Raw genomic sequence first — 10,719 nt, forward strand, 5'->3', positions numbered from 1 at the left:
GCCCCCGGAACTCTCTGGAGGCTGCGCTCAGCGGACCCCGCCTCCCGAGTTACGGAAGCTCCCCAGAGACTCAGACCTGGGGCACTCGGTGGCAACGAAGACCTAATACGAGGAGTACGCGTGCCGCTCGACGCCGCTACGAAGAAGCAGATCATCACCGAGTTCGGTGCCAAGGAGGGCGACACCGGCTCCCCCGAGGTCCAGGTTGCGATGCTCTCCCGCCGCATCTCGGACCTGACCGAGCACCTCAAGACGCACAAGCACGACCACCACTCCCGTCGTGGTCTGCTGATCCTGGTCGGCCAGCGTCGCCGCCTGCTGCAGTACCTGGCCAAGAAGGACATCCAGCGCTTCCGTACGCTGGTCGAGCGCCTCGGCATCCGCCGCGGTGCGGCCGGCGCCAAGTAAAGCGCTGTGGAGGGAGCGGTTCCCACATCCGGGGGCCGCTCCCTTTGCTGTACGTGCGGACCGGACCGGACCCTTTGTAGTCTGGAACGGACGCACGTGCGCGTCTGAGGAAGACGCGCACAACTGAAGAGGAGGAGCGCCCTCCCACGCCGCCGGTCCTCGGTAGTGGCACCCGGAATGCCCTCAGGGGGCAACGAACCGGATGCTTCGATCGAAGACCGGCCCGCACGCCAGGAGCGCTTCTCCGCAACCGTCCACCGCCACACGGGCGGCGGACGGAGACGACGAAAATGGAGAAAACGCTAGTGGAGAACGAGACCCACTACGCCGAGGCCGTCATTGACAACGGTTCCTTCGGCACCCGCACCATCCGCTTCGAGACGGGCCGTCTGGCCCGCCAGGCCGCCGGCTCCGCCGTTGCCTACCTGGACGACGACACGATGGTGCTGTCCGCCACCACCGCGTCGAAGAAGCCCAAGGACCAGCTCGACTTCTTCCCCCTGACGGTGGACGTCGAGGAGCGGCAGTACGCGGCCGGCAAGATCCCCGGCTCCTTCTTCCGCCGCGAGGGCCGCCCCTCCGAGGACGCGATCCTCACCTGCCGCCTGATCGACCGCCCGCTGCGCCCGTCCTTCAAGAAGGGCCTGCGCAACGAGATCCAGGTCGTCGCCACGATCATGGCGCTCAACCCCGACCACCTGTACGACGTCGTCGCGATCAACGCCGCGTCCGCGTCCACCCAGCTGGCCGGCCTGCCCTTCTCCGGCCCGATCGGCGGCGTCCGCGTCGCGCTGATCCGCGGCCAGTGGGTGGCCTTCCCGACGCACACCGAGCTCGAGGACGCCGTCTTCGACATGGTCGTCGCGGGCCGCGTCCTGGAGGACGGCGACGTCGCGATCATGATGGTCGAGGCCGAGGCCACCGAGAAGACCATCGCCCTCGTCAAGGGCGGCGCCCAGGCGCCGACCGAGGAGATCGTGGCCTCGGGCCTCGACGCCGCGAAGCCGTTCATCAAGGTCCTCTGCAAGGCCCAGGCCGACCTGGCCGCCAAGGCCGCGAAGCCCGAGGGTGAGTTCCCGGTCTTCCTGGACTACCAGGACGACGTGTACGAGGCCCTCGCGGCCGCCGTCAAGGGTGACCTCTCCCAGGCGCTGACCATCGCGGGCAAGCAGGACCGCGAGGCCGAGCTGGACCGCGTCAAGGAGATCGCCGCCGAGAAGCTCCTCCCGGCCTTCGAAGGCCGCGAGAAGGAGATCTCCGCCGCCTACCGCAGCCTGACCAAGGCCCTGGTGCGCGAGCGCGTCATCAAGGACAAGGTCCGCATCGACGGCCGCGGGCTCACGGACATCCGTACCCTCGCCGCCGAGGTCGAGGCCATCCCGCGCGTGCACGGCTCGGCGCTGTTCGAGCGTGGCGAGACCCAGATCCTGGGCGTCACCACCCTCAACATGCTCCGCATGGAGCAGCAGCTGGACACCCTCTCCCCGGTGACCCGCAAGCGCTACATGCACAACTACAACTTCCCGCCGTACTCCGTCGGTGAGACCGGCCGCGTGGGCTCGCCCAAGCGCCGCGAGATCGGCCACGGCGCGCTCGCCGAGCGCGCGATCGTGCCGGTCCTCCCGACCCGCGAGGAGTTCCCGTACGCGATCCGCCAGGTGTCCGAGGCCCTCGGCTCCAACGGTTCGACGTCCATGGGCTCGGTCTGCGCCTCCACCATGTCGCTGCTGAACGCCGGTGTGCCCCTCAAGGCCCCCGTCGCCGGTATCGCCATGGGTCTGATCTCCCAGGAGATCGACGGCAAGACGCACTACGTCGCCCTCACCGACATCCTCGGTGCGGAGGACGCCTTCGGCGACATGGACTTCAAGGTCGCCGGCACCAAGGAGTTCGTGACCGCCCTCCAGCTGGACACCAAGCTGGACGGCATCCCGGCCTCCGTCCTGGCCGCGGCCCTCAAGCAGGCCCGCGACGCCCGCCTCCACATCCTCGACGTGATGATGGAAGCGATCGACACGCCGGACGCGATGTCCCCGTTCGCCCCGCGGATCATCACCGTCAAGATCCCGGTGGACAAGATCGGTGAGGTCATCGGCCCCAAGGGCAAGATGATCAACCAGATCCAGGAGGACACCGGCGCCGAGATCACGATCGAGGACGACGGCACCATCTACATCGGTGCCGCCGACGGTCCGGCCGCCGAGGCCGCCCGCGCCACGATCAACGCCATCGCCAACCCGACCATGCCGGAGGTCGGCGAGCGCTACCTGGGTACGGTCGTCAAGACCACCACCTTCGGTGCCTTCGTCTCCCTGATGCCCGGCAAGGACGGCCTGCTGCACATCTCGCAGATCCGCAAGCTCGCCGGTGGCAAGCGCGTGGAGAACGTCGAGGACGTGCTCGCGGTCGGCACCAAGGTCCAGGTGGAGATCGCCGAGATCGACCAGCGCGGCAAGCTCTCCCTGATCCCCGTGATCGACGGCGAGGCCGCCGGCGACGACGCTGACAAGGACGACTCCGACAAGTGATGTCGCGTAGTTCCCGTGTGACGGCCCGCCCCTCTTCCGAGGGGCGGGCCGTCGCCCGTACCCAAACCCTCCTCAAGGGCCAGAACGGCATCGGCACCGTCCGGCGCACCGTCCTGCCCGGCGGACTGCGCATCGTCACCGAGACGCTGCCCTCCGTCCGCTCCGCCACCTTCGGCATCTGGGCGCACGTCGGCTCCCGTGACGAGACGCCCACGCTCAACGGCGCCACGCACTACCTGGAGCACCTCCTCTTCAAGGGCACGCACAAGCGCAGCGCCCTCGACATCTCCTCCGCGATCGACGCGGTCGGCGGCGAGATGAACGCCTTCACGGCGAAGGAGTACACCTGCTACTACGCCCGGGTGCTCGACACCGACCTGCCGCTGGCCATCGACGTGGTCTGCGACATGCTCACCGGCTCGCTGATCCGCGAGGAGGACGTCGACGCCGAGCGCGGAGTCATCCTCGAAGAGATCGCGATGACCGAGGACGACCCGGGCGACATGGTCCACGACCTGTTCGCGCAGACCATGTACGGGGACACCCCCCTGGGGCGCCCCGTCCTCGGCACCGTCGACACGATCAACGCGCTGGGCGCCGACCGGATCCGCCGCTTCTACAAGAAGCACTACGACCCGACCCACCTCGTCGTGGCCGCCGCCGGCAACGTCGACCACAACAAGGTCGTACGCCAGGTCCGCGCCGCCTTCGAGAAGGCCGGCTCGCTGACCCGCGCCGACGCCGAGCCGATCGGCCCGCGCACCGGCACCAAGCGCATCCGCACCTCCGGCCGCGTCGACCTCGTCAACCGCAAGACCGAGCAGGCCCACGTGGTCCTCGGCATGCCGGGCCTGGCCCGCACCGACGAGCGCCGCTGGGCGCTGGGCGTGCTGAACACGGCCCTCGGCGGCGGCATGTCCTCCCGCCTCTTCCAGGAGGTCCGGGAGAAGCGCGGCCTCGCCTACAGCGTGTACTCGTACACCTCGGGCTTCGCCGACACCGGCCTCTTCGGCGTGTACGCGGGCTGCCGCCCCAACCAGGTCCACGACGTGCTGCGGATCTGCCGCGACGAGCTCGACAAGGTCGCCTCCGACGGGCTCGCCGACGAGGAGATCAAGCGGGCCATCGGCCAGCTGTCCGGCTCCACCGTCCTCGGCCTGGAGGACACCGGCGCGATCATGAACCGCATCGGCAAGAGCGAGCTGTGCTGGGGCGACCAGATGTCGGTCGACGACATGCTGGCCCGGATCGCCGCCGTGACCCCGGACGACGTCCGCTCGGTCGCACAGGATGTACTGGCTCAGCGGCCATCGCTCGCGGTGATCGGGCCGCTGAAGGAGAAGCAGGCCGCCCGCCTCGACGAAGCGGTGGCCTAGTCCCGTACAGGTATGTCGGTTCTGCTTCAAGACTGTTCTGGATGAAGGACGTGAAGATGAGCAAGCTGCGCGTGGCAGTGCTCGGAGCCCAGGGGCGCATCGGCTCCGAGGCGGTCAAGGCGGTCGAGGCCGCCGAGGACATGGAACTGGTGGCCGCCCTCGGCCGCGGTGACAAGCTGGAGACGCTGGCCGAGGCCGGCGCCCAGGTCGCGGTCGAGCTGACCACCCCGGCCTCGGTGATGGAGAACCTGGACTTCCTCATCCGCCACGGCATCCACGGAGTGGTCGGCACCACCGGCTGGACCGAGGACCGCCTCGCCCAGCTGAACACCTGGCTCGCCGGCTCCCCGCAGACCGGTGTGCTCATCGCCCCGAACTTCTCCATCGGTGCCGTCCTCACCATGAAGTTCGCCGCGCAGGCCGCCCGCTACTTCGAGTCCGTCGAGGTCGTCGAGCTGCACCACCCGAACAAGGTCGACGCGCCCTCCGGCACGGCGACCCGTACGGCGCAGCTCATCGCCGCGGCCCGCGCCGAGGCCGGCCTCGGCGCGCAGCCCGACGCCACCGCCACCGCCCTCGACGGCGCGCGCGGCGCGGACGTCGACGGTGTCCCGGTGCACGCCATCCGCCTGCGCGGCCTGCTGGCCCACCAGGAAGTGCTGCTCGGCGCCGAGGGCGAAACCCTGACCATCCGTCACGACTCCCTGCACCACAGCAGCTTCATGCCGGGCATCCTGCTCGGTGCGCGCCGCGTGACGCAGACCCCGGGCCTCACCTTCGGCCTGGAACACTTCCTCGACCTGGGCTGACTGGGCTGATTTCACGATGCGCGCGAAGATCACGTACTTCATCACGGCCGCCGTCCTGGTCGTCTACTTCGTCCTGGTCGGCAGCCGTGGGCTGATGCTGATCCGGCACGGCACCTGGCTCACCGTCACCTTCGGGCTGGCCGTGCTGATCCTGCCGGTCATCGGTGTCTGGTTCCTCTGGCAGAACACCCGGTTCGTCACGAGGGCCAACCTCCTCGCGACCGAGCTGGAGGCCGAGGGCGCACTGCCCGTCGACGAGCTGGAGCGGGACAAGTACGGCCGCATCCTGCGGGATTCGGCCGACGAGGTCTTCGCGCGCCGCAAGGCCGAGACCGAGGACGCGCCGGGGGACTGGCGCAGCTGGTTCCGGCTCGCCGTCGCCTACCACGACGCCCGGGACACCCCGCGGGCGCGCAAGGCCATGCAGCGGGCGATCGCCCTGCACGACAAGAAGCCCGTACAGGTCTGATCCCCGTACGGGCTTCCCGTGCGCGCGGCGCCGGGTCAGGCGGGCACGGGCCGGTACTCGTCGGCCCAGGCCGCCAGCGTGTCGGCGGCCCGGTCGAAGGCCTCGGCCCGCGCCAGGAAATCGGCGTTGTGGTCGGTCAGCAGCACCGGAAGCTCCGTGCCGCCGGGGCCCGACATCGTCAGCGCCTGCCCCTGAACGGTCCTCGGCAGTCCGAGCCAGCGCACGGGCTGCTGCACCGTACGGACCTCGGCGACCTCGCTCCACGCGATCGTGCGGGTCCTGAGGAAGCCCACGCGGCGCATCCCCGTACGGCTCACCCAGACGCCGACGCGCAGGGTCTGCACCGCCGATCCGACCACCATGAGGGCGGCGGCCAGGCAGAACCCGGCCCCGCCCCATCCGCCCGCGAAGGCGACGATCATCGTGGCCAGCAGCATGAAGGCGGACAGCAGGAGCAGCAGCGCGGAGATGGCCACGCGCCAGGGGCCCGGCCGGTAGGGCCGCCGCCATCGGTCGTGGTCGGGATGGGCCAGTACCTCGTCGCCGTCGCCGTCGTCATCCGCATCGGAAACGCCGTCGGCCGTCAGGAAGGGCAGGGGCACGGCTGGACCTCACTCACATGCACGTTCGGTTGGGCTGTGCCCGAGAGGCTACCGCCCCTCGGACGCCGCCGACTGCTGCGACTTCTCCGGTGCCTTGTTCGGCTGCAGCGCGGGCATACCGAAGAGCAGTGAGCCGGCGAGCCCCGCAACCACGGTCAGTCCGACCAGAGTACGGGCGGCTATCTGGGTCTTGCCCAGACTCTCGCGCGGCGGGGGAGTGACGTTGCTGCGGAACCGGTCGGCCTCGGCGACGAAGGCGAACGGGACGGGTTCGCGCCGGCGGAACATGAGAGCGGACCTCCTCGGGATCTACGACTGTGCGTTCTCCTAGTAGGACGTTCGAGCCGCTCAATCGGTGCCGGATTCCGGGACATTAGGCAAATTTCATGGCTGTGCGTCAGCTGTGCGGGCCTCCGTGCTGCGCGTGCGGATGCGCGGGGACCGGTGAGGGGCGCCGTAGAGTGAGCGCGCCCCGGATGCACGTTTGGAAGGACCCCGTGAGCGAGACCGCCGCTTCAGATCTGAAACCCAGCTTCCGCAGTGATGTGACGGTGGAGTTGGTGAAGCACTCCGCCGCCGACTCGGACGTTCTGTGGGCCGCCCGCGTCTCCACGGCCGGCGAGCAGTCCCTGGAGGAGCTTCAGAAGGATCCGGAGCGGTCCAAGGGCCTCATCAACTACCTGATGCGGGACCGCCACGGCAGCCCCTTCGAGCACAACTCGATGACCTTCTTCATCAGCGCCCCGATCTTCGTCTTCCGCGAGTTCATGCGCCACCGCGTGGGCTGGTCGTACAACGAGGAATCGGGCCGCTACAGGGAGCTGGAGCCGGTCTTCTACGTCCCGGACGCCGAGCGCAAGCTGGTCCAGGAGGGCCGCCCGGGCAAGTACGTCTTCGTCGAGGGCACCCGGGCGCAGCAGGAACTGACCGCCCGCGTCATGGAGGACTCCTACCTCCAGGCCTACGAGGCCTACCGGGAGATGCTCGCCGCGGGCGTGGCCCGGGAGGTCGCCCGTTCGGTCCTGCCGGTCGGTCTTTTCTCCTCGATGTATGCCACCTGCAACGCGCGCTCGCTCATGCACTTCCTCGGCCTGCGCACCCAGCACGAGCTCGCGGCGGTCCCGTCCTTCCCGCAGCGGGAGATCGAGATGGTCGGCGAGAAGATGGAGCAGCACTGGGCCACGCTCATGCCGCTCACGTACGCAGCCTTCAACGGCAACGGTCGCGTTGCCCCGTAAGGGCTGATGAGCCCATGCCGTACTGATGTACGGCGTTAAGTCCTAAGTGTCCGTATTGCGACGTTTCGTAAACTTCATCTAGGCTGATCAAACGGACCCGGCACTGCTTGAACCCCCGAGCAGGCAGTGCCGGCGTCCAACACCCTGTTGACGTCCCCCGAGGGGACACCGCGAGCATGGCAGCGAGTAGCGTGTTACCCATGGCTCCGATCTCGACTCCGCAGACCCCCTTCGGGCGGGTCCTCACCGCCATGATCACGCCGTTTACGGCGGATGGCGTACTCGACCTCGACGGCGCGCAGCAGCTCGCCGTCCACCTGGTGGACGCAGGCAACGACGGCCTGATCATCAACGGCACCACCGGTGAGTCGCCGACCACCACCGACGCGGAGAAAAACGACCTCGTACGAGCCGTACTCGAAGCCGTCGGAGACCGCGCCCACGTGGTCGCCGGCATCGGCACCAACGACACCCGCCACACGCTCGAGCTGGCCCGCCAGGCCGAGCGCACCGGCGCCCACGGCCTGCTCGCCGTGACCCCGTACTACAGCAAGCCGCCGCAGGAAGGCCTCTACCGGCACTTCACGGCGATCGCGGACGCCACCGAGCTGCCGGTCATGCTCTACGACATCCCCGGCCGCAGCGGTGTCCCGATCGAGACGGAAACCCTCGTCCGGCTGGCCGAGCACCCCCGTATCGTTGCCAACAAGGACGCCAAGGGCGACCTCGGCCGCGCCAGCTGGGCCATCGCGCAGAGCGGCCTGGCCTGGTACTCGGGCGACGACATGCTGAACCTGCCGCTCCTGTCGATCGGTGCGGTCGGCTTCGTCTCCGTGGTCGGCCACGTGGTCACCCCCGAGCTGCGCGCCATGCTGGAGGCCCACTTGGGCGGAGACGTCCAGAAGGCCGCCGAGATCCACCAGAAGCTGCTCCCGATCTTCACCGGCATGTTCCGCACCCAGGGCGTGATGACGACCAAGGGCGCGCTGAACCTGCAGGGCCTGCCCGCAGGCCCGCTCCGGCTCCCGTTGATCGAGCTGACCGCCGAAGAGACGGCTCAGCTCAAGATCGATCTTGCCGCCGGCGGGGTACAGCTCTGACAACAGACTTCACAACCGAATAAGCAAGATCAAATAAATACAAAACAGACAAGCAAGTGCACGAATGACATGCGCGCCACGTGACTTATGAGGCACGTGGCGTGCGTGGTGAGGAGACACTTTTGAGCCATCCGCATCCGGAACTCGGTCCGCCGCCGAAGCTGCCCAAGGGCGGCCTCAGAGTCACCCCCCTGGGTGGTCTCGGCGAGATCGGCCGCAACATGACCGTCTTCGAGTTCGACGGCCGTCTGCTGATCGTCGACTGCGGCGTCCTCTTCCCCGAAGAGGAGCAGCCGGGCATCGACCTGATCCTGCCGGACTTCACCTCCATCCGGGACCGCCTCGACGACATCGACGGCATCGTCCTGACGCACGGCCACGAGGACCACATCGGCGCCGTCCCCTACCTCCTCCGGGAGAAGCCGGACATCCCGCTGATCGGCTCCAAGCTGACGCTGGCCCTCATCGAGGCGAAGCTCCAGGAGCACCGCATCCGCCCCTACACCCTCGAGGTGAAGGAAGGCGAGCGCGAGAGCCTCGGCCCCTTCGACTGCGAGTTCATCGCGGTCAACCACTCCATCCCGGACGCCCTGGCCGTCGCGATCCGGACCCCCGCGGGCCTGGTCGTCGCCACCGGCGACTTCAAGATGGACCAGCTCCCGCTGGACAGCCGCCTCACCGACCTGCACGCCTTCGCGCGTCTGAGCGAAGAGGGCATCGACCTCCTCCTCTCGGACTCGACGAACGCCGAGGTCCCGGGCTTCGTCCCGCCCGAGCGCGAGATCTCCAACGTCCTGCGCACGGTCTTCGCGAACGCCCACAACCGGATCATCGTGGCCAGCTTCGCCAGCCACGTGCACCGCATCCAGCAGATCCTCGACGCCGCCCACGAGTACGGCCGCCGGGTCGCCTTCGTCGGCCGCTCGATGGTCCGCAACATGGGCATCGCGCGCGACCTGGGCTACCTGAAGGTCCCGGCCGGCCTCGTCGTGGACGTCAAGACCCTCGACGACCTGCCGGCCCACGAGGTCGTCCTCGTCTGCACCGGTTCCCAGGGCGAGCCGATGGCGGCCCTGTCCCGCATGGCGAACCGCGACCACCAGATCCGGATCGTCCCCGGCGACACCGTGATCCTGGCGTCGTCCCTGATCCCGGGCAACGAGAACGCGGTCTACCGCGTGATCAACGGCCTGACCCGCTGGGGCGCCAACGTCGTGCACAAGGGCAACGCCAAGGTGCACGTCTCGGGCCACGCCTCGGCCGGCGAGCTGCTGTACTTCTACAACATCTGCAAGCCGCGGAACCTGATGCCGGTCCACGGCGAATGGCGCCACCTGCGCGCCAACGCCGAGCTCGGCGCCCTGACGGGTGTCCCGAAGGACCGCATCGTCATCGCCGAGGACGGCGTGGTCGTCGACCTGATCGACGGCAAGGCGCGGATCTCCGGCAAGGTCCAGGCCGGCTACGTGTACGTGGACGGCCTCTCGGTCGGCGATGTCACGGAGGTCCACCTCAAGGACCGCCGCATCCTCGGTGAAGAGGGCATCATCTCGGTCTACGTCGTGGTGGACAGCACCACCGGCAAGGTCGTGAGCGGCCCGAACATCCAGGCCCGCGGCTCCGGCATCGATGACGCGGCCTTCGGCCCGGTCATCGCGAAGATCGAGGAGGCGATCGCCCGCGCCGCCTCCGACGGCGTGGCCGAGCCGCACCAGATCCAGCAGCTCATCCGCCGCACGATGGGCAAGTGGGTCTCGGACAGCTACCGCCGCCGCCCGATGATCCTCCCGGTCGTCGTCGAGGTCTGACGCTCTCCGTAGCGACCACACGGGAGCGGGGCAACCGGATTTGCATCCGGGGGCCCCGCTCCAGTACGTTTACGTCTCCACCTCGCACGACACCAGGGCACACACGTGTGTCCGGACGAGTCATGCGGGCGGGTGGGAATCAAGCACTCAGGGAGACCTGATAAAGTCTGATCCACCCGAAAGGGAAAGGCCCCCCGAAGGCCATCGGAATTCCAATCCAGTCGCAAGACGCGGATAAAGAATCTGATAGAGTCGGAACCGCCGGAAAGGGAAACGCGAAAGCGAAAACCTGGAAAGCGCCGAGGAAGTCGGACACGAAAGAGTCTGATAGAGTCGGAAACGCAAGAACAGAACGAAAGCCCGGAGGAAAGCCCCAGCCAA

At 68.4% G+C, this 10,719-nt stretch carries 10 protein-coding genes; 8 read left to right on the plus strand and 2 right to left on the minus strand.

What is annotated here, in order from left to right; genetic code table 11:
* Positions 1 to 120: 120 nt before the first annotated feature.
* The 5 genes from rpsO to ACZ45T_RS24725 all read left to right on the plus strand — a co-directional run bounded on the left by rpsO (position 121) and on the right by ACZ45T_RS24725 (position 5,590).
* Positions 121 to 408, plus strand: coding sequence for a 30S ribosomal protein S15 (gene rpsO, locus ACZ45T_RS24705; protein ID WP_030011220.1), 288 nt, complete (start codon positions 121 to 123; stop codon positions 406 to 408).
* Between the two features lie 305 nt (positions 409 to 713).
* Positions 714 to 2,936 (plus strand): polyribonucleotide nucleotidyltransferase, encoded by a 2,223-nt coding sequence (locus ACZ45T_RS24710; RefSeq protein WP_468444788.1) that lies wholly within the window; start codon positions 714 to 716, stop codon positions 2,934 to 2,936.
* Positions 2,933 to 4,312 (plus strand): M16 family metallopeptidase, encoded by a 1,380-nt coding sequence (locus tag ACZ45T_RS24715; RefSeq protein WP_468444760.1) that lies wholly within the window; start codon positions 2,933 to 2,935, stop codon positions 4,310 to 4,312. The genes ACZ45T_RS24710 and ACZ45T_RS24715 overlap by 4 nt, the downstream gene beginning before the upstream one ends.
* A gap of 56 nt (positions 4,313 to 4,368) precedes the next feature.
* Positions 4,369 to 5,121 carry a 4-hydroxy-tetrahydrodipicolinate reductase gene (dapB, locus tag ACZ45T_RS24720; protein ID WP_468444790.1) on the plus strand — a complete coding sequence of 251 codons (753 nt, stop codon included), beginning with the start codon at positions 4,369 to 4,371 and terminating at the stop codon, positions 5,119 to 5,121.
* Positions 5,122 to 5,137: 16 nt separating this feature from the next.
* Positions 5,138 to 5,590: a hypothetical protein gene (locus ACZ45T_RS24725; RefSeq protein WP_468444762.1), complete on the plus strand. Its 453-nt coding sequence runs from the start codon at positions 5,138 to 5,140 to the stop codon at positions 5,588 to 5,590.
* 35 nt (positions 5,591 to 5,625) lie between these two features.
* On the opposite strand, the gene ACZ45T_RS24730 is transcribed toward ACZ45T_RS24725, so the two are convergent.
* Both ACZ45T_RS24730 and ACZ45T_RS24735 read right to left on the minus strand, forming a co-directional pair.
* Positions 5,626 to 6,192, minus strand: a complete 567-nt coding sequence (locus tag ACZ45T_RS24730; protein ID WP_468444764.1) for a PH domain-containing protein — start codon at positions 6,190 to 6,192, stop codon at positions 5,626 to 5,628.
* Between the two features lie 48 nt (positions 6,193 to 6,240).
* Positions 6,241 to 6,480 carry a hypothetical protein gene (locus ACZ45T_RS24735; protein WP_468444766.1) on the minus strand — a complete coding sequence of 80 codons (240 nt, stop codon included), beginning with the start codon at positions 6,478 to 6,480 and terminating at the stop codon, positions 6,241 to 6,243.
* Between the two features lie 188 nt (positions 6,481 to 6,668).
* Here ACZ45T_RS24735 and thyX point away from each other — a divergent pair, with 188 nt between their 5' ends.
* From thyX to ACZ45T_RS24750, 3 genes are all read left to right on the plus strand, one after another.
* Positions 6,669 to 7,430: an FAD-dependent thymidylate synthase gene (gene thyX / locus ACZ45T_RS24740; RefSeq protein WP_468444768.1), complete on the plus strand. Its 762-nt coding sequence runs from the start codon at positions 6,669 to 6,671 to the stop codon at positions 7,428 to 7,430.
* 200 nt (positions 7,431 to 7,630) lie between these two features.
* Positions 7,631 to 8,530 carry a 4-hydroxy-tetrahydrodipicolinate synthase gene (gene dapA, locus ACZ45T_RS24745; protein WP_468444770.1) on the plus strand — a complete coding sequence of 300 codons (900 nt, stop codon included), beginning with the start codon at positions 7,631 to 7,633 and terminating at the stop codon, positions 8,528 to 8,530.
* A gap of 122 nt (positions 8,531 to 8,652) precedes the next feature.
* Entirely contained in the window at positions 8,653 to 10,338 is a 1,686-nt protein-coding gene (locus tag ACZ45T_RS24750; protein WP_468444772.1) for a ribonuclease J, read from the plus strand.
* The last annotated feature ends 381 nt before the right edge of the window (positions 10,339 to 10,719 follow it).

This window comes from Streptomyces sp. NPDC030995, assembly GCF_055571215.1.